The 18,666-nt window shown below is 67.0% G+C and carries 17 protein-coding genes; 2 read left to right on the top strand and 15 right to left on the bottom strand.

The genetic code is table 11. The features are described 5' to 3' along the window. Window positions 1-86: 86 nt before the first annotated feature. Window positions 87-2,651, bottom strand: a complete 2,565-nt coding sequence (mprF, locus tag FHY19_RS10320) for a bifunctional lysylphosphatidylglycerol flippase/synthetase MprF (RefSeq protein ID WP_259165852.1) — start codon at window positions 2,649-2,651, stop codon at window positions 87-89. A gap of 260 nt (window positions 2,652-2,911) precedes the next feature. Here mprF and FHY19_RS10315 point away from each other — a divergent pair, with 260 nt between their 5' ends. Further along, window positions 2,912-3,619, top strand: coding sequence for a DUF998 domain-containing protein (locus FHY19_RS10315; protein ID WP_259165849.1), 708 nt, complete (start codon window positions 2,912-2,914; stop codon window positions 3,617-3,619). A 10-nt stretch (window positions 3,620-3,629) separates the two neighbouring features. Further along, window positions 3,630-3,977, top strand: a complete 348-nt coding sequence (locus FHY19_RS10310; RefSeq protein ID WP_046963077.1) for a RidA family protein — start codon at window positions 3,630-3,632, stop codon at window positions 3,975-3,977. A 348-nt stretch (window positions 3,978-4,325) separates the two neighbouring features. On the opposite strand, the gene FHY19_RS10305 is transcribed toward FHY19_RS10310, so the two are convergent. The 14 genes from FHY19_RS10305 to metG all read right to left on the bottom strand — a co-directional run bounded on the left by FHY19_RS10305 (window position 4,326) and on the right by metG (window position 18,370). Beyond that, window positions 4,326-5,396 (bottom strand): cyclopropane-fatty-acyl-phospholipid synthase family protein, encoded by a 1,071-nt coding sequence (locus FHY19_RS10305; protein ID WP_259165847.1) that lies wholly within the window; start codon window positions 5,394-5,396, stop codon window positions 4,326-4,328. A gap of 17 nt (window positions 5,397-5,413) precedes the next feature. Next, window positions 5,414-6,196, bottom strand: a complete 783-nt coding sequence (locus FHY19_RS10300; RefSeq protein WP_259165842.1) for a DUF1295 domain-containing protein — start codon at window positions 6,194-6,196, stop codon at window positions 5,414-5,416. Then, the gene (locus FHY19_RS10295) at window positions 6,193-6,738 is read right to left on the bottom strand and encodes a DUF2878 domain-containing protein (RefSeq protein ID WP_259165828.1); all 546 of its coding nucleotides are present in this window, start codon (window positions 6,736-6,738) and stop codon (window positions 6,193-6,195) included. Before FHY19_RS10295 ends, FHY19_RS10300 begins: the two co-directional genes overlap by 4 nt. Before the next feature lie 3 nt (window positions 6,739-6,741). Then, entirely contained in the window at window positions 6,742-8,028 is a 1,287-nt protein-coding gene (locus FHY19_RS10290; protein WP_259165824.1) for a cyclopropane-fatty-acyl-phospholipid synthase family protein, read from the bottom strand. Beyond that, the gene (locus FHY19_RS10285; protein ID WP_259165823.1) at window positions 8,025-8,909 is read right to left on the bottom strand and encodes a DUF1365 domain-containing protein; all 885 of its coding nucleotides are present in this window, start codon (window positions 8,907-8,909) and stop codon (window positions 8,025-8,027) included. The genes FHY19_RS10290 and FHY19_RS10285 overlap by 4 nt, the downstream gene beginning before the upstream one ends. Then, window positions 8,909-10,159 carry an FAD-dependent oxidoreductase gene (locus tag FHY19_RS10280; RefSeq protein ID WP_259165821.1) on the bottom strand — a complete coding sequence of 417 codons (1,251 nt, stop codon included), beginning with the start codon at window positions 10,157-10,159 and terminating at the stop codon, window positions 8,909-8,911. The genes FHY19_RS10285 and FHY19_RS10280 overlap by 1 nt, the downstream gene beginning before the upstream one ends. After that, window positions 10,156-11,151, bottom strand: a complete 996-nt coding sequence (locus FHY19_RS10275) for a fatty acid desaturase (RefSeq protein ID WP_259153456.1) — start codon at window positions 11,149-11,151, stop codon at window positions 10,156-10,158. Before FHY19_RS10275 ends, FHY19_RS10280 begins: the two co-directional genes overlap by 4 nt. 334 nt (window positions 11,152-11,485) lie before the next feature. Beyond that, window positions 11,486-12,322, bottom strand: a complete 837-nt coding sequence (locus tag FHY19_RS10270) for an anti-sigma factor (RefSeq protein ID WP_259165808.1) — start codon at window positions 12,320-12,322, stop codon at window positions 11,486-11,488. Continuing rightward, window positions 12,319-12,882 carry a sigma-70 family RNA polymerase sigma factor gene (locus FHY19_RS10265; protein WP_259153457.1) on the bottom strand — a complete coding sequence of 188 codons (564 nt, stop codon included), beginning with the start codon at window positions 12,880-12,882 and terminating at the stop codon, window positions 12,319-12,321. The genes FHY19_RS10270 and FHY19_RS10265 overlap by 4 nt, the downstream gene beginning before the upstream one ends. Window positions 12,883-12,940: 58 nt before the next feature. Beyond that, window positions 12,941-13,306: a DUF4345 domain-containing protein gene (locus FHY19_RS10260; protein WP_259153458.1), complete on the bottom strand. Its 366-nt coding sequence runs from the start codon at window positions 13,304-13,306 to the stop codon at window positions 12,941-12,943. Between the two features lie 85 nt (window positions 13,307-13,391). Continuing rightward, window positions 13,392-14,180 (bottom strand): hypothetical protein, encoded by a 789-nt coding sequence (locus FHY19_RS10255; protein WP_259165778.1) that lies wholly within the window; start codon window positions 14,178-14,180, stop codon window positions 13,392-13,394. Window positions 14,181-14,507: 327 nt separating this feature from the next. Then, a complete protein-coding gene (gene rnfB, locus FHY19_RS10250) occupies window positions 14,508-14,927 on the bottom strand; it encodes an Rnf electron transport complex subunit RnfB (RefSeq protein WP_259153461.1) in 420 nt (139 codons plus the stop codon). A gap of 6 nt (window positions 14,928-14,933) precedes the next feature. After that, the gene (locus tag FHY19_RS10245) at window positions 14,934-15,524 is read right to left on the bottom strand and encodes an HAD family hydrolase (RefSeq protein WP_259153463.1); all 591 of its coding nucleotides are present in this window, start codon (window positions 15,522-15,524) and stop codon (window positions 14,934-14,936) included. A gap of 755 nt (window positions 15,525-16,279) precedes the next feature. Continuing rightward, window positions 16,280-18,370 carry a methionine--tRNA ligase gene (gene metG / locus FHY19_RS10240; protein WP_259165775.1) on the bottom strand — a complete coding sequence of 697 codons (2,091 nt, stop codon included), beginning with the start codon at window positions 18,368-18,370 and terminating at the stop codon, window positions 16,280-16,282. Between the last annotated feature and the right edge of the window lie 296 nt (window positions 18,371-18,666).

Here is an 18,666-nt window from a genome sequence, read left to right as displayed (position 1 = left end):
TTGCGGCAACCGCTCCAACCGCCCAGCCACATCCTGCGATCTGCGCACCCACCTGCGCCGCAAAGCGGACAGGCGGGTGCATCGCGTCATTCCTGCCGGCCGGGGTCCACCGAGATCAGCCGGGTCACGTCCAGCAGCGCGGCCGGCAGATGCATGCCGCCCGGCGCGACCAGATAGCGCGGGCGCCAGGTCGGGGCGAACTTCGACTTGAACCGGCGTAGCCCGCTGAAGCCGTAGAAGCGCTCGCCATGGCGTGCGACCAGGCTGGCGAAGCGATTCCAGCGCCCGGCCAGGCGGTGTTCGGCCAGCCCCGACAACGGCGCCATGCCCAGCGAGAAGCGCGTGTAGCCATTGGCCTGGCCCCACAGGAACAGCTCGATGAACAGGAAATCCATGGTGCCCTTCGGCGCCTCGGCGCTATGCCGCATCAGGTCAACCGACAGCTCGCCGCCGGCCGGTGCCCACCACACATTGGCAAAGGCCACGATCTGCCCTTCGGCCTCGGCCACCGCGACCGGGAAACGGCGCAGATAGTCCGCATCGAAGCTGCCGAGCGAGAACCCTTTCTCCTCGCCGGATTTTTCTTCCAGCCATTGTTCCGATACCTCGGCCAGGCGCGGCAGCACGGCGTCCACCTGCTCCGGCTGCAGCATGCGGAAGGTCAGGCCGCCACGCTTGCCGCGGTTCCAGGCCTGACGCAGATCGGCGCGGTCGCGGCCTTCCAGGGTGAAGCCCTCCAGCGGCACGATCGCTTCTTCGCCAAGCTTGACCAGGGTCAGGCCCATATCCAGATAGGTCTGCCAGTATTTTTCGCCGACCTGGTAGAACACCGGGCGCAGGCCCATGTGGTCGGCCTCCTCGCGGAAGCGCCAGATCAGCGCGCGGGCCACCTCCGGCGGCCCGACCGGGTCGCCCATTGAAATCAGCGAGCCACCGTAGCGCTGCATCATGACAAAGCCCCGGCCCTGCGCATCGAACAGAAACGCCTTGTCGCCGGTCAACGCCAGGCAGGCCTGGGTGTCGGTACTGATTTCCAGAATCGGCGCCAGCGTCTGCAGGGTTTGCGCATCGGCGGCCGACATCGGTCGGCGCCCGCCGCGCAGCAGCCGCGCCATGCCGAACATGATCACGCCCACGCACAGGATCAGCGCGGCGCGCAACGCGCGCGGCGCATTGGCCGAGGTGGCGAATTGCCACCACAGGTCGTTGCTGTATTCGACGTGGCTGTAGACGAAGAACAGCAGCCAGAACGTGGCCACCAGCACCAGGCCCAGATTGCTCAGCCAGCGCCATGACCAGGCTTCGTCCAGTAGCGCGCCCTGGCGGTAGAACTCGCGCCGCGCGGCCCACAGCGCCAGCGCTGCCAGCGCTGCCGACAACGACACCGAAATGTGGCTGCCGCGCAGCAGCGACAGCGGCGGCAGCAGCACGCATACGCCCAGCGCCAGCATCCAGGCCGCATGACTGCGGCGCTGCAGGCCCTGGCCGATCAGCAGCAGCAGCATGCCGCCCAGGCTGACCAGCAGATGCGAGGTTTCGATCAGTGGCAGCGGCGCCACTTCCTGGCGCGCACGCGGCGTCGGCAAGGTGCCGTCGATCATCAGGCCCGCGCCCACGGCGAAGACCGCCAGGGCCAGGATCTGCGGCAGCCACGGACGCAGCGTCTTCCACACCGTGCGTGCGGTGCTGGCGCTGGCCCGGACCGGCGCCCCCAGCCCGGAGGCGGCCGCCATCGCGACCGAAATCAGCAGCGGCACGATGTAGTAGGTGACCCGGTACGCCAGCGCCGCAGCCAGCACGGCGGCAGGCGTCACATGCGGCAGCAGCTTGAGCAGGCTCCACTCGAACACGCCCAGCCCGGCCGGCACGGTGGAGATCAGGCCGGCCACCACCGCCACCAGCCAGATGCCGATAAAACCGAAGTAACCGGTGCCCGGATCCGGCGGCAACAGAACGTAGAACGCCGCCGCTGCCAGGCCCAGCTCGACCACGCTGAGGGCGGTGACGCCGAGCACGGTGGTGCGGTCGGGCAACCAGAAGCGATGGCTGCGGATCCCGAACTCACGGCCTTGTTTGCCCACCAGCACCAGCATCGCCACATAGCCGGCCAGCAAGGCGATGCCGGCGATGCGGATGCCTTCTGCGGTGATCGGCAGGGCACGCGCGGCCGCTTCCGGTTCCAGCATCAGCGCAAGCCCGAGCAGCACCCAGGCGCCGAAGATGAAGCCCAGCGTGCTCATCAGCACCACCTGGCCAATCTCGGCCAGGGTCAGCCCGACGCTGCCATAGCCGCGCAGGCGGACCGCGCCACCGGTGAGCGCGGCAAAGCCCAGCGTCTGGCCGACCGCATGCGCCATGAAGGCAGTGATGCCTACCCGGGCCGGATGCAGCCGCTTGCCGGTGCGCTTGAGCCCCACCCAGTCGAAACCCACCAGGCAGGCGTAGCTGCTCAACCCGAGCAGCAGGGTCAGTGCGATCTGCCCCGCGCCCAGCGCCCGGAACGCCTGGCGGATCTGGCGGTACCCATGGTCGGTGAACTGCGCCGACAGCGCGTGCAGCGCCATGGCCAGGATCGCCAGGCTGATGATGACCGGCAGGGCGCGACGCCAACCGCTGGCAGGCGCTTCGGAAGACACGGGGGTATCCGTCATGAGGGCAACGGGATCTGCATAAGAGGGAAAGAGGACGCATGCACGATACGTGCCGCGTGCGCAAAGATCTGCATGTGCCAAGCGGGTTGAAGAAGCATGCAGCGTGATCGCGAAGTGCCGAAACGAGGTGAACGCAGGGTTCGTGAGAGCCGACACCTGTCGGCCCGGGACGGCCGCGCGCATCATAGGGCAAAGGCGCAGGTGCGTGCCGCAGGGGAATGGATGAACGGCGTTACCGTTGGAAGGCAGACAGGCTGCTGATGCGCACGACCGACTTTCGCACGGATGGTGCGCAGGCCACCCCGGGGGGGGCGCCACGCTGGAGCGGGCATGCCGGGGCGCTGGCCGCTGCCGCCGGCCTGGCCTTCATCGGGCTGGTACTGGTGCTGCAGTGGCTACGCGGCGATCTGTGGTGGATCGACGCGCAACTCAGCGCCTATCTGCACGGCGCCTACGGCCTGCTGCTGCGCACGGCGTACTGCCTGTTGGCCGCAGCGATGGCGTGGCTGGCGGCGGGCCTGTATGCGGCGCTGGCGCCGGCGGCACGCAGCCGCACGGTGTTGGGATTGTTCTGGCTGGCAGGGCTGGGCTTGTGCGCGGTGGCGATCGGCGACAGCTGGATGCCGGAGCTGGCGCCAGACGCGGCAACACTGGTGCATGTGGTGTCGGCCGACGCCACGTTCCTGTGCGTGATCGCGGCGGTGTTGCTGCAGTCGTGGTACTTCGGCCGCGATCGCGCATGGCGCGCGCATTGGGTCGGAGCATGCGTGCTCGGTTGGGCGGCATTTGCGGTGCTGCTGTTCCATGTCACGGTCACCAGCGCGCCGCCGGGGATCAGCCAGAAGATCGCCATCGTGCTGATCGTGGCCTGGATGGTGCGGGTGGGGCTGTGGCTGACGCACACCGTACGCGGTGGGGCTGCACGCACCGCGCATTCGCGTGACAATGGCCGGGTCAATCAACCGTAGGAAGTCTGAAATGCTGCAGCGATTCGATGCGGGTCCGCGTATGTCCGAAATGACCGTCCATGGCGGCGTGTGCTACCTGGCCGGCCAGATTGCCGATGACACCAGCGAAGACATCACCGGGCAGACCCGCCAGGTGCTGGCCGAGATCGACAAGCTGCTGGCGCAGGCGGCCAGCGACAAGACCAAGATTCTGCGCGCCGAAATCTATCTGGCCGACATCGCCGATTTCGACGGCATGAACGCCGCCTGGGACGAATGGGTGCCGCACGGCTTCACGCCTGCGCGCGCCACGGTCGAAGCCAAACTGGCGCGGCCGGAATGGAAGGTGGAGATCGTGATCACCGCCGCGGCGGGCTGATCGCGCGCTGCATGCGCTTATCGATACAGCCGCGCATCCGCCGGGGTGCGTGGCGGTGTCTGCCGCCGGTGTGTCTCCCCCGCACTGCGCGCGTGTAAGCGCGGTGCATGGATGCCGATGCATGGCATCGGCTCAGCTGCGTCGTGCTTGGTGCGCTTTGCCATCTAAGGTCCGAGCGCGTTGCGCGTCAGGTCGCCTGCAATGCGCAGGCTGCCACGATGCGCGACTGCGGTCTGTCGCGCCCTCTCTCCATCGCCAACCGCTTCGATGGTTCGTTTACGTCGCGATGCACGGCAGCGGTGGCCGCTGGTCCGTCATCGCCATCCAGGCGTTCGAGGCAGCGTGCCCTCAGCGTTTGACGAAGCGGTAGTGCGCCACACCCCATTCGCGGCCGTGGTCGTAGCCGAACAGCTCCGCGCAGGCCAGCCAGAACATGCGCCAACGCTGCCACCAGCGCTGCGCATCGTCGCCATAGGTCTGCCTCAACAGCGGCATGATCTGCGCGCGGTGGCGGTCCTGGTTTTCCAGCCAGGCATTGGCGGTTTTTTCGTAGTGCTCGCCCGACAGGACCCAGCGCTGTTCGATCACCACGTCCTGCTGGAAATGCAGCAGGGTGTCGGCCGCCGGCATCAGCCCGCCGGTGAAGAAATGCCGCCCCATCCAGTTGTCTTCGCCGGCCACCTCGAACGGATAGGCCAGATCGCGGTGGCAGAAGATGTGCACGAACAGCTTGCCGCCGGGCGCCAGCCAGCTGCCTACACGTGCAAGCAGATCGCGGTAGTTGCGCATGTGCTCGAACATTTCCACCGACACCACGCGGTCGAAATTGCCCGGCGGCAGCGCCAGCGCGTTGACGTCGGCGGTGATGACCTGCACGTTGCCCAGGCCGCGGATGCGGCACTGCTCCAGGATGTGCGCGCGCTGCGGGCGTGAGTTGGACACCGCGGTAATGGTGGCGTTGGGGTAGCGCTCGGCCATCCACAAGGTCAGCGAGCCCCAGCCGCAGCCCAGTTCCAGGATGCGTTGGCCATCGGCCAGCTCGGCGCGCTCCCCGTACAGCGCCAGCATGCGTTCTTCGGCCGCGTCCAGGTCCGGTGTGCTCGCGTCCCAGTAGCAGCTGCTGTATTTCAACCGCTTGCCCAGGCACAGGGTGAAGAACTGCGGCGGCAATTCGTAGTGCTGGCGATTGGCGGCATCGGTTTCGATCGCGATCGCGCTGGCGCGCAGGCTGTCGATGAAGACGCGCTGCCGCTCGCCGTTGGCATCGGCAGCGCCGCCGCGCTCATCGCGCAGGCGCTGCGCGCACAGACGCCGGATGCCGTAACGCAACGCGGCGTCGGGCAGCACGCCGGATTCGGCCAGACGGGTGACAAAGGCTTCTTCGGGCAGCGAGGAGGGCGGGGCGGGGACGGTGGACATGCGACTCTCCAGGCAACTCAGGACGAAGGGGGAAGCGGGAAAAACGCACTGGTGGTGCGCTGGTAGTGCGCGTAATCCTCGCCACGCGAGCGCAGGGCCTGCTGCTCGGTGTAGGGAATACCGGTGAAGCGATACAGGAACACGAACATCACCACCGGCCCGAGCGCGCACAGCGCCACCGGCCAGGGCCCGGCGCCGACCGCCAAGGCCAGATAGGCGAACCAATGCACGAACTCGAAGAAATAATTGGGATGGCGCGAATACCGCCACAGTCCCTTGCGACAGGTCTTGCCGCGATTGGCCGGGTCGGCCTTGTGCGCAGACAGCTGCCGGTCGGCCAGTGCCTCGCCGCCGACGGCAACCAGCCACACCACGACCGCCAACGTGCTCCATCCGCTCCACGCCGGGTTCGGGTTGCTGGCCGCAGCCAGGAACGGCACCGCAAACAGCACCACCACCACCGCCTGGGCCAGGAAGAAACCGAGAAACTTGCGCTGGTCGCCGTTCCAGTGTTCGCGCAGGGCGCGATAACGGCCGTCTTCGTGCGGGTCGCCGAACACGCGCACGCCCAGATGCCAGGCCAGACGCGCGCCCCACAGACCGCCAAGCACCGCCACCAACACGCGCGGCAGCAACGCACCGTCGGACATCCACGCGCAATACGGCGCAGCAATCGCCAGGCAGGCCGCCCACAACACGTCCACCGGGCCGGCATTGCCGCTACGGCGTTGCCATAGCCAGCCCAGCACCATCACCCCACTTGCGAATACGCCCACATGCAGCAGCGGCCACACAGTCATTGCAGTTCTCCGGTCATGTCGTGCGGCAATGGTCGCGCCAGACGCCGTGCATACAGCGACAACACGCCGCAGGCCACGCCCCAGCCGATGCCGACGGCGAGTACCGCATGCAGCGGCGGTGCCGACAGTTCCACTGCATGCCAGCTGCGTTGCGCCAGCCAGTACGAAAACGGGCCGAAGATGGCGCCAAGCACCACCGCCAGCCACGGGCGTTGCATCACGCTGCGCAACGAATGATTGAGCGTGAGCGCAAAGCCCACCCACAGCGCCAGAATCCATGCCGGCGCCAACACGCTACCGGGCCACTCCGCGGCGTACCGCACCCAGCCCCCCGCTGCCAGCGTGGTGTCCAGCAGCAGGCCCAGCGCCAATGCGGCGATCAGCAACGGCACATCGCCGGGCGCGCGTCGCGAGGGCCACAGTTGATACAGCGCAAACAGCGCCAGCACCAGTAGCGTTGGCCAGACGCGGCCGTGCGCGGCAGCGGCCACCGCCACCACCCAGAGCACCTGCAAGCCGAGATAGTTGTCGAGCTGCTTCATGCCTCACGCAAGACCGGGCACGAACTGCGGCGGGCGTGCGCCGGGCTTGCTCAGCCACAGGTGCACGTCGCCGATCGAACGTTCCAGAAAACCGGCTTCGCAATAGGCCAGGTAGAACTCCCACATGCGGATGAAGCGCTCGTCATAGCCCAGTGCGCGCACCTGCGGCAGCTGCGCCATGAAGCGCTGCCGCCAGGCGCGCAATGTCAGCGCATAGCTGGGACCGATATCTTCGAGATGGAACAGGCGCAGATCGCTGGCGCGCGCTACCGCCCCGGTCATCGCGGCCACCGACGGAATGAAGCTGCCGGGGAAGATATGCCGCTTGATGAAGTCCACCGAGTGCAGCGCCTGCTTGTAGCGATGATCCTCGATGGTGATGGCCTGGATCAGCGCCTCGCCATCGTCGCCGAGCAGGCTGCCGACCTTGGCGAAGTAGGTGTCCAGATACTGGTGGCCGATCGCCTCGATCATCTCGATCGACACCACGCGGTCGTAGCGGCCCTGCAGGTCGCGGTAGTCGCTCAACAACACGCTGACCCGATCGCTCAAGCCGGCTTCGGCGATGCGCTCGCTCGCCAGATCGAACTGCTCGCGCGAAATGGTGGTGGTGGTGACGCGGCAGCCGTGTTCGCGCGCCGCATGCAGTGCAAACCCGCCCCAGCCGGTGCCGATCTCGACGACATGATGCTGCGGGCCGAGGCGCAACTTCTGGCAGATGCGTTCGAGCTTGCGCGTGGCCGCACGTTCCAGCGCCGCTTCGCCCTGGGCTTCTTCGCCATCGACGAAGATCGCCGACGAGTACATCAGGTTCTGATCCAGAAACAGCTTGAACAGCGGGTTGCCCAGGTCGTAGTGCGCGGCGATGTTGCGCCGGCTGCCGCTGCGGGTATTGCGCGCAAACGCATGCAGGCTGCGCATCGCCCAGCCACCCAGGCGCGCGATGCCGGTCTCCATCGCATCCAGCCGGTCGCGATTGCGCAACAGCAGGCGCATCAGTCCGACCAGATCGTCGCACTGCCATTGCCCGTCCATGTACGACTCGCCCGCGCCGACGCTGCCGTTGAGTGCGGCCTGCCGATAGAAATCCGGGTCGATGACGCGCAACTGCATTTGCAACGCGTGCGCACCGCTGGCGTTACCCAGCGTGGTGACCGTGTCGGCTTCGCGCAGCTGCAGCTGCCCGTCGCGCAGGTCGCCGAGTGTGGCCAGCAGGCGCTTGCGCAGCAGGCGGTCCGTCCAGGAAGCCGCGCGCGGCGCAGCAGTGTCGGGCAGGGACGTGGCGTTCATCGGGGATCTCGCACAGGCGGATGGGGGTGATCGTGGACAGGGTTGCCGCGCAGCCACAGGCGCAGGGCCTGCCAGTGGATGGCGAGCACCACCTGCACGGTCATCAAGGGGTAGGCGAGCAGGGTGCGCGCCAGCGTGCGCGCGGTCAGCGGCTGACGTTGCAGGACCAGCGTGGCATCGAAGCGTCGGGTGCCGCTGTTGTCGATTGCGTCGGCAACGTCGTCGTCATTGGCATCCAGTACGTCCATATGCACGCGCAGTTGCGCATCCGGCACGCTGAAGCGCCAGTCGTAGCGGTGCTGCATGCCCATGAACGGCGAGACGTGAAAGCGTTTGTCGAAGCGCCATGCATGCACATCGCGATGCGTGCGGGCCTGCGCCACCGGCAGCACATAGGTGTGACGTTGCTGCCAGGGCGTGTTGGTGATTTCCGCCACGATCCAGCGCAAGCCGTCATGCCGGTCGAAGCAGTAATAAAAGCTCACCGGGTTGAACACGTGGCCGAAGTAACGCAGATGCGTCAGCAGCCGAATGGCGCCTTCCGGGCGCTCGCCGGTCTGCGCCTGCACGCAATCGCGCACTGCCTGGTCCAGCGGAACGCTGGGATCGCCCAGGTAGTCGCTGCGGCGGAACTGCGCCAGATTGGCGCGGCCTACCGACCATAGCCAGCGATGGGCGAACACCTGATCCAGTTCGGACAGGTCCAGGTACATCAGGAACAGGCGGTAACGGAAATCCAGCGGTTTGGGCGCGAAGCGGCGATGCCGCACCCATCCGGTGTAGATCGCGCTGCGCAAGCCGCCCGCCACGCTGCCGGCACCGCTGTCCTCACCGGGAGGCAGCGGCACCGCGTCGGTGCTGGCTTCGCGCAGCAGTTGCATTACCAGGTCACTCCCAGGCCATGGGCCACATCCACGCCGCTGCGCAGGCCGTCTTCGTGGAAGCCGAAGCCCCATGCCGCACCGGCAAACCAGGTGTGGTGCCTGCCCTGGATCTCTGCCTTGCGGTCCTGCGCCGCCAGCGCGGCAGCGTTCTGCACCGGGTGGCGATAGCGCATGCGCCGCAGCACCTTGGCCGGGTCGATGTCGTGGTCGCGGTTGAGGCTGACGATGAAGGGCTGCGGCGCGTCGATCGACTGCAGCGCATTCATCCAGTAACTCACCGTGCATGGCGCCTGCGGGTCGGCCGGCACATGCGCGTTCCACGCCGCCCACGCGCGTTTGTCGCGCGGCAGCACGCGGGCATCGGTATGCAGCACGGTGTCGTTGTCCTGGTAGGTGATGCCGCCCAGGATCTGCCGCTCGGACTCGGTGGCATCGCTGAGCAAGGCCAGTGCATCGTCGGCATGGCAGGCCAGCACCACCTCGTCGAAGTATTCTTCGCCGCGCAACGAGTTGAGCATGATGCCATCGGGGGTGCGCCGGATCGCGTGCACCGGCGTGGACAAGCGTTCCAGCACCTGCCAACGCCGCCGCAGCGCACGCACATAGCTGTTGGACCCGCCACGCACCACCTGCCACTGCGGCCGGCCGCTGATCTGCAGCATGTGGTGGTTGGCCATGAAGCCGATCAGCTGGCCCATCGGGAATTCAAGGATGGTCTGCGACGGCGATGACCACAGCGCCGATGCCATCGGTACCAGATGCTGGTCGCGAAACGCGGCCGAATAGCCATGCCGCTGCAGATACGCGCCCAGCGTGCTGAAGCGCTCGTCGCTGTGCAGTACCTGCGGCGCCTGCCGATAGAAGCGCCGCAGGTCCGCCAGCATGCCCCAGAAGCGCGGGCTGAGCAGATTGCGCCGCTGGCAAAACAATCCATCCAGGCTGCCGGCGTTGTACTCCAGCCCGCTGCCGGCATCGTGCACCGAAAAACTCATCGTGGTCGGCTGCGAGGCCACGTCCAGCTCGGCGAACATGCGGGTGAGCAGCGGATAGTGCTGCGGGTTGAACACGATGAAGCCGCTGTCCACCGCGTAGCGCTGGCCGTGCAGTTGGATGTCGTGGGTGTGGGTGTGGCCGCCGAGATAATCGGCCGCCTCGAACAAGGTGACTTCGTAGCGACGCGACAGCAGCCACGCCGCGCCCAGGCCGGCGACTCCGCTGCCGACCACGGCGATTCTGCCCTCCCTCATCGCGCCACCCGTTGCGCGCGGCGCGTGAGCATTGCCGGCATCGGCTTGAGATCCCATACCAGGCCTACCCACGACATCGCCTTGAGGCCATACCACGTGACGTCGTACTCCCACCAGCGCATGCCTTGCCGCGCCGAGCCGGGGAAAAAGTGATGGTTGTTGTGCCAGCCTTCGCCGAAGGTGATCAACGCCAGCAGCCAGTTGTTGCGGCTGTCGTCGCGCGTGTCGAACCGCCGGCTACCGAAGCGGTGGGCCAGCGAATTGATGGTGAAGGTGGCATGGAACAGCGCCACCGTGGACAGCACAAATCCCCACACCAGCAGCTGCGGGCCGTTGGTGTGCAACGCGGGCGCAGCGTCGGCCAGCCAGTCGCCAAGCAGATACAGGCCGAGCGCCAGCAGCACCGGCATCACGATGTCGAAGCGGTCGATGAAACGCAGTTCGCCGAAGCGGCGCAGGTCCGGGATCACCTCCCAGTCGGTGCGGAAGTTGCGCGGAGTGAGGAACCAACCGGTGTGGCTCCACCAGAACCCGTGCTGGGCCGGCGAATGCGGGTCGCGGCCGGTGTCGGTGTGCCGATGGTGGTTGCGGTGATGCGCCGCCCACCACAGCGGCCCGCGCTGCACGCAGGTGGCGCCGATGGCGGCGAACACGAACTGCAATGCGCGCGAGGTCTTGAATGCACGATGGGAAAAATAGCGGTGATAGAAGCCGGTGAGCGCAAACATGCGCAGCGCGTACAGCGCCAGTGCTATGCCGGCGGCAAACCACGACGCGCCGACCCAGAACACCGCCAGGCAGGCCACATGCAGCGCGATGAAGGGCAGGGCGCGCAGCCAGTCGATGCGATCGGCGCGCGCCTCGTCCAGCGGCTCGTCGGCTTGCGAATCCACCCAGCGACGCAGGCTGCCGATGCGCGATGCCACCCAGCCGCGATGCTTGGGCGGGGGCTGAGGCGATGCGACGTGGGGGTCGAGTCCAGTGCTCGGCACGCGTGGTTCTCCGTAGGTTATCGAAACCCTGTACGCAAGCTGCCGGCAAACAGATGCACCAGCCCGCTTGATCGTCGCATGCAAGGGTGGGATTGACGCGTTTGCGCACCCCCAGGACGCAAGCGCGCACACCGATATGTGCGCTCAGTATCAGTGACGCAGATGAGGTGGGTTGTGAAGTCGCCGGTGCGGGCAGCGCGGGTGCGTAAAGCCATCGCGCTGGGCAGGCGTGCTCATCCCGGTGCGGAAGGCACGCAAGGGCGGTGAGAACGATGACTCCATCGCGCAGTTGCTGCGCCCCGTCCGGCGGCGCAGCAACTGCCCGGGCATCCGATCAGGGCGCCATTGCCAGCGTGCTGATGCCGCCCTTGGCGACCACCGTGCCGGTGGCCACGCCACCCGGCGCGCCGCCCGGCGGCTCCAGCGTCACCGCCAGAATCGCCTCGTTGCTGAGCATGGGCATCAGCTGGTCGGGAATCTGCGCGCGACGCGCGCGCTGATCGTCGAAGGTGCCCATCGAATGCGCCTTGCCGTCCGGGGTGATCAGCCACAGCTCGGGCACCTTGTCGGCGGTGGCGGTGCGATCCAGCGGCGTCACCGTGATGGTGTGCTTGTCGGCATCCATCAGCGCCACATAGCCCGGACGTCCGTCTTCGGTCGCCAGCGTCGATGTCATTGCGATGCCGGTCTCCGGCGGTGTGGTGGCCGCAGGCGGGGTGACCGGCGTCTGTACCACCGGCGTATCGCCCACGGGCGGTACCGGTGCCGGCGGCGTGCGCAGGTTCAGCAAGGCGAGCACGCACACTGCAGCGGTCGCCAGGCCGCCGGCGCTGGCCCAACGCCACACGCGGACGTTGTTCCACAATGGCGTGGCCGGGGTGCCGGTAGTGGCTGCCGGCGCGGCCGATGTCACCGCGCGGAGCGGCGTGTCGAAGCCCAGCACCTGCCGCACCTGCGCCCAGACCTGATCGGGCGGGGTCACGGCGGCGATGTCTTCCAGCAGCGGGGCCAGCAGATCCTGCCATTGCAGGACCGCCTGCGCGAACTGGGCGTCGGTGGCGATGCGTTGTTCTGCTGCCAGGCGTTCTTCTGCGCTCAGCAGGCCGAGCACGTATTCGCCGGCCAACACTTCGCGCGGCGGTTCCTGGTCGATGGGAAAGGGCGTGCTCATCGTTCCAGACATGCCTTGAGTTTGGCCAGGCTGCGGCGGATCCAGCTTTTGACCGTGCCGATCGGTGTGTCGGTGCGCGCGGCGAGTTCCTCGTAGGTGATGCCTTCGAAGAATGCGGTGCGAATCAGTTCGCTGCGCGGCGGTTCGAGTTCGGCCAGGCAATGGTCGATGCGGCGACGCGTACTGGCACGCTCGGTACGCTCCAGCGGCGACGCATCGCCATCGCGCAGTTCGCCGGCATCGTCCAGCGCGACGTTGCGGCGCTGCGGCGCGTTGGCGCGTAGATGATCGATCGCCTTGTTGCGCGCGATCATCGCCAGCCAGGTCAGCCCGCGCGCGCGCGCGGGGTCGAACTGCCCGGCCTTGTGCCAGATCAGCGTGAACACGTCCTGCAGCACCTCTTCGGCCTCGGCACGTTGCGGGATCATGCGCAGGCAGACCCCGAACAGCTTGGGCGAGGTCTGCCGGTACAGCGCTTCGAAGGCATGCCGGTCGCCGCCCGCGGTTGCGGTCAGCAGGCGTCCGGTTTCATCGTCGTCGTGGCCAGGAATGGCACTCATGCGGTCGGGCGTTGGGTAAGGTGGGGGCGATGCTACCGGAGTGCGCAGGCGCTGTCTGTCACTTGCGCAGCCACAACAGCACGGCAGCGAGCAGCAGCAGGATCTCGACACCGGCGAGTGCGACGGTTGGCGTGGACACCGGCCACAGGCGCGACAGCGAGACGCTGCGGAACAACACGATGGGCACGTAGAACGCCAGTGCGACCAGCAGACCGGTGCGCGGTTGATTGATCCAGGCGAAGTAGCCGAACAAGAACGCCATGCCCAGCTGCAGCCCGCCATAGATGACCAGATACTCCGATTGCCCGGCCGGCGAGAGCTGGGTATAGCCAACCGCGTTTGCGGTCTTGGTCGGCGACAGCGTGCACCAGATCGCCAGGACGACGTAGAGCACTGCGTTGAGCCAGAGATAAGCCTTTGCCATGGACGTGTTCCTGTACAGGGAGTGGGTGCCCGGGCCGTTGTACGCAACGGCGCGTGGTCGAACGTGAAGATGACGCGGGCCTGGCTCATGACGCGCTGCAGCTGCGGGTCAGCGGCTGCTCGCGTGCCTGGCGCAGTTCATCTGCACTGGCGGCACCCGCAGCGGTGTCCGGAAACACGATGCGCACGCGCGGGTAGCGCCCCTGTGCGTCGCGCAGATTGCCCACGCCGCGGAACTCGAGCAGACGTTTGCTGGCGATCGCGTAACGCACCTCCAGCGAGGGCACTGCCGCGCCATACCAGGCGTCGAGCGAAATGCGGAAGCGACGCTGGCCGGCGCTGTCGTCGACGCGTTCGACCCGGAACGCCAACTGCCGCTGCAAGCTGGGCAAGACGAAGTCCACACGTTGCGGGGCGCTGGCCAGCGCATCCCAGTGGTTGCGCAGATAGGCATCGAAACCGGCATCGATCACGCGCTCGTCTTCGCCGGCCGGTAATGCCGTGCTGCGCTCCGGCTTGCCGGGCGGCTGCTGGAACATCTCGCGCACGCCATTGCGCCTGCGCACGCCTTCGCGGTAGCCGTCGCGACCGTCGATCAGACTGAAATCGGGCGAGCTGCCGCCGCCATCGACCTGCTTGCGTGCGAACGCTTGCCCGTTCGGGCAGCGGTACAGCACCAGCCGCCCGCCATCGTCGAGCAGCCAATGCGACTCGCGGTAGCGCAGCGCGCCCTTGTCGGCATCGAAGACATCGCCGTCCACCCGCGTGACCGCTGCCGCGCTGAGCGGCGCGTTGCCCAGCACCAGCAGCAGCAACGGCGGAATCGGCCGGCAGCGGAGTGCCAGCGCAGCAACGACAGCAGCGAATGGGCGCATCGGCCGATTCCTCGATGGGAGTGCCTATGCATACGGGCACAGCCGCAGCATGGATGCGCCGGCGGCGTCAGGACGTTCCTGACCGAAGGTAGGGTGCGGCCGCCATGGCCGGTGGCGCGATTTCGGGCCGTTGCGCGGGGAAGGCGTCGCCGGTCATGCCGACAGGTCGGTTCACCGTTGCGACGTGCGTCGAGGTGGCTGGCGAGCAGACCCGCCACATCTGGCCTCGGTTAGCGCCTGCGCAGCAATCGCAGAGCCACAGGTGGAGGATGCAACGTGCACTGCCGGTCGTGCCGGACGGGTCGCGCCGGCTTGCGCTCGCGTTGCCTAGCCGAGGACGCGCAAGGCGATGCAATCCACCGGGCACGCCGGCAGGCAAAGCTCGCAGCCAGTGCACAGCGGCGCAATCACCGTGTGCATGTGCTTGGCTCCGCCGACGATCGCATCCACCGGACAGGCCTGGATGCATTTGGTGCAGCCGATACAATCGGCCTCCACGATCCAGGCCACCTGTGGTGGTTTGTGCGCGCCGCGGCTGCGATCGAAGGGGCGCGCCGGCACCTCCAGCACCTGCGCAAGGGCACGTGCGCCCGCATCGCCGCCCGGCGGGCAATGGTCGACGTCGGCCAGTCCGTCGGCCATGGCCTGTGCATAGGGGCGGCAGCCGTCGTAGCCGCATTGACCGCATTGGGTCTGTGGCAGCAGGCGGTCGAGGCGTTCGACCAGGGAGGGCGCGGAGACGGGCATGGGCGATCAGTGCAGCGGATTGCCGCGATACCAGCGCTGCTGCGCCAGTGCCAGCATCGGCTTGTCTTCGCGGCTGTCGCCGTAGGCGTGCACGCAGTCGTACTGCAACAGGTCATAGCGCGCGCGGATCTGCGCGGCCTTGTGCGGTCCGCAGTCGCTGTCGGCATACCGTCCGCTCAGGCGGCCGTCGCTGTGGTCCAGCCGGTTGCAGATCAGCGACAGCCCATGCTGGGTGCACCATGGCTGCAGATACAGGTCCACCGATGCCGACACCAGTACCACCTCATGCCCTTGCGCCTGGTGCCAGTCGATGCGTTGCATCATCTCTGCACGCAGCACGCCCGGCAGTGCGCTGCGCGCGTAGTCCGCGCCGTGCGCGGTCATCTCGTCCAGCGCACGGCCGCTGAACACCATGCGCGTCACCCGCGCACGCAGCGCGGCGGCCGACACCATGCCGAGCCGATAGCCCAGCACCCACGGACCGACCTTCCACTTTGCCGACGCCAGCTGCGCGGGCGTGGCGACCTTGCGCAGGAAGCGCGCATAGGTATCGCAGGTGGTGATGGTGTGGTCGAAGTCGAACAGGGCCAGGTGCATGGGGGCGGGGATTGGGGAGTCGGGATTGGGGATTGGTTAAAAGCGCGGTGACTTGTTGTTCCCTTCTCCCGCTTGCGGGAGAAGGTGCCCCGCAGGGGCGGATGAGCGGACGGGCGCAGCCATGTGCAGGTGGAAAGGTAACAGCGCTTCGCCCCGCACCCTCACCCCAACCCCTCTGTCGGCGGGAGAGGGCTCTGAAATCTTCCCTTCTCCCGCTTGCGGAAGAAGGTGCCCCGCAGGGGCGGATGAGGGGATGGGCGGAGCCATGTGCAGGTGGAACGGTACCAGGGCTTGGCCCCACACCCTCACCCCAACCCCTCTCCCGACGGGAGAGGGGCTCTGAAATCTTCCCTTCTCCCGCTTGCGGGAGAAGGTGCCCCGCAGGGGCGGATGAGCGGACGGGCGCAGCCATGTGCAGGTGGAAAGGTAACAGCGCTTCGCCCCGCACCCTCACCCCAACCCCTCTGTCGGCGGGAGAGGGCTCTGAAATCTTCCCTTCTCCCGCTTGCGGAAGAAGGTGCCCCGCAGGGGCGGATGAGCGGACGGGCGCAGCCATGTGCAGGTGGAAAGGTAACAGCGCTTCGCCCCGCACCCTCGCCCCAACCCCTCTGTCGGCGGGAGATGGCTCTGAAATTTTACCTTCTCCCGCTTGCGGGAGAAGGTGCCCCGCAGGGGCGGATGAGGGGACGCGCCAAGCACTCGAGTCAGGTCTCCTCAACAATCAGCCCTGGCTTCTACGACTCCCGAATCCCGCTTCACCGCACAGGCATGCCCGGCTGGGCGCCGCTGTCGGCATCCAGCAGCGCCAGGGCGCCGCCGTCGAAGCCGGCCGACAGGATCATGCCCTCGCTGATGCCGAAGCGCATTTTGCGCGGGGCCAGGTTGGCGATGAACACCACACTGCGGCCGACCAGCGCGTCCGGCTCGCCATAGCTGGCGCGGATGCCCGAGAAGATCTGCCGCTTGCCCAGTTCGCCGGCATCCAGTTCGAAGCGCAGCAGCTTGTCGGAGCCTTCCACGAATTCGCACACCAGCACCTTGCCGATACGCAGGTCGAGCTTGGCGAAATCGTCGATGCCAATAAGACCTGGATTCGAGACGGAGGCGGGGGGATTAGCCGGCGTAGCCGCTTTTGCATCGGTTTTGGCCACCTTTGCAGCGCTGACGGCGGCCACAGCAGGTGCCGCAGGTGCGGCGAGGGTGTCTTTTGAAGCGTCGGTCATGGCGTCGATCTGTTTGGGGTCGATACGGGTGAACAGGGCGGTGTAGGGCTGGATCGTGTGCGCGGTGAGCGGGCGCTCCACGTCTTCCCAACTGGTCATGGGCGCCGACAAGAAGGCCTCGGCCTCGGCACAGGTGCGCGGCAGGATCGGCTTGAGGGCGGCGACCAGGATCCGGAACAGGTTCAGGCCTTGCGTGCACACCGATTGCAGCTGCGCATCGGCACCGTCCTGCTTGGCGATCACCCACGGCTTGGTGTCGTCGATGTACTTGTTGGCCTCGTCGGCCAGCGCCATGGTCTGACGGATCGCGCTGGCCGCGTCGTTGCGCTCATAGGCCTCGCGGATCGGCGCCAATGCGGCGCCGAAGCGGGCGTACTGCGCCGGATCGGGGAGCGCATCGGCCAGCTTGCCGTCGAAGCGCTTGCCGATGAAGCCGGCGCAGCGGCTGGCCAGGTTGACGAACTTGCCGACCAGATCCGCGTTCACCCGCGCGATGAAATCGCCCAGGTTGAGGTCAAGATCGTCCACGCCGCCGGAGGACTTGGCCGCAAAGTAATAGCGCAGCGCCTCTGGCTCCAGGCCCACATCCAGGAAGGTCCGCGCCATCACGAAGGTGCCGCGCGACTTGGACATCTTGGCGCCGTCCACGGTGAGGTAGCCGTTGACGTGCAGCCGGGTCGGCGCGCGGTGGCCGGTGCCGTGCAGCACCGCCGGCCAGAACAGGCCGTGGAAATTGACGATGTCCTTGCCGATGAAGTGATGCAGCTCGGTCTGCGTGCCGGCGACCAGATGCGATTCAAAGTCTTCGCCCATCTGCGCGCACAGCGTCTTGAAGCTGCACAGGTAGCCGATCGGCGCGTCCAGCCACACGTAGAAATACTTGCCCGGCTGGCCGGGAATCTGGAAGCCGAAGTACGGCGCATCGCGCGAGATGTCCCACGCGCGCAGGCCGCCTTCGGTGTCCAGCCATTCCTTGAGCTTGGCCTTGACCCCCGGCAGCGCCACATCGCCGGCCAGCCACTCGCGCAGGAAGCCGTCGAAATGGCCCACCTCGAAGAAGAAATGCTCCGAATCGCGCAACTCCGGTGTGGCGCCGGAAATCACCGATTTGGGCTCTTTCAGCTCGGTGGGCGCGTAGGTGGCACCGCAGACTTCGCAGTTGTCGCCGTACTGATCGGCGCTGCCGCAGTTGGGGCAGATGCCCTTGATGTAGCGGTCGGGCAGGAACATGCCCTTGGCCGGGTCGTAGAACTGCGCCACCGAGCGGCGGCTGATGTGACCGGCGGCCTCCAGTTTGGCGTAGAAGGCCTCGGTAAGCTCGCGGTTGACCGGCGAATTGGTCGAGTCGTAATGGTCGAAGGTGACCCCGAACGCGGCGAAATCGCGCTCATGGCTGGCCTGGATGTTGGCGATGAAGGCTTCCGGGGTCACTCCGGCCTTCTCGGCCGCCAGCATGATCGGCGTGCCATGGGTATCGTCGGCGCAGACGAACCAGGTCTTGTCGCCGCGCAGGCGGCGCGCGCGCACCCAGATATCGGCCTGGATATAACCGACCAGATGGCCAAGATGCAGCGGGCCGTTGGCATACGGCAAAGCGGTGGTGACAAGTGCGGTGCGGGTCATGGCAGGCGTGATGCGGGGGACAGCCGATTATCGCATTAGTGGGAATGGTGGCGGGAATTGGGAATCGGGAATTGGGAATCGGGAATCGGGAATCGGGAATCGGGAATCGGGAATCGGGAATCGGTCAAAGCATGGCCAGGTTGCCATGGTGTAGGGCGCGCTGGCGCGCTGCGAGCTGCATGCGTTGCAGTTGCGTTTCGCCGTCAATGCAAAGCCATGGACTGTCGATTGTCGCCTGCCAGAACGCGCCGCACAGAGATGCGCGGACGGATACACACAAAAAAGGCGCCCTCGCG

The sequence above is a fragment of the Xanthomonas sp. 4461 genome (assembly GCF_024806475.1).
GTDB lineage: Bacteria > Pseudomonadota > Gammaproteobacteria > Xanthomonadales > Xanthomonadaceae > Xanthomonas > Xanthomonas arboricola_F.
This window is presented reverse-complemented; position numbering and strand designations above follow the sequence as displayed.